Genomic DNA, 228 nt, shown 5'->3' with positions numbered 1-228 from the left:
GTCAGCGCCGCGTTGAGCAGTGCTTCGCCATTGTCGACCGGCTTGGGCGAGACCAGGATCGCGCGGGTGGTGACGCCGGTAAACTGGCGCCGGGTCGATTCGAGCAGCCTTTCGGGCGTGTACAGGTCCTTCATGCCACGGAACACGTCGAGCGCGGTCTGCGGCGAGGCGATGGTCTCGCGGATATCGACCGCGCTCGACGTGTTCCGTGGCATGAAGGACCTGTAC

At 65.4% G+C, this 228-nt stretch carries 1 protein-coding gene; it reads right to left on the bottom strand.

Going from position 1 to position 228, the window contains the following annotated elements; translation table 11 throughout:
- Nucleotides 1-215, bottom strand: a 215-nt coding sequence (locus AX735_RS12715) for a hypothetical protein (protein WP_202189574.1), incomplete at its 3' end; no start/stop codon positions are given.
- Nucleotides 216-228: the final 13 nt, after the last annotated feature.

The sequence above is a fragment of the Blastomonas sp. CCH1-A6 genome (assembly GCF_001556365.1).
GTDB lineage: Bacteria > Pseudomonadota > Alphaproteobacteria > Sphingomonadales > Sphingomonadaceae > Blastomonas > Blastomonas ursincola.
This window is presented reverse-complemented; position numbering and strand designations above follow the sequence as displayed.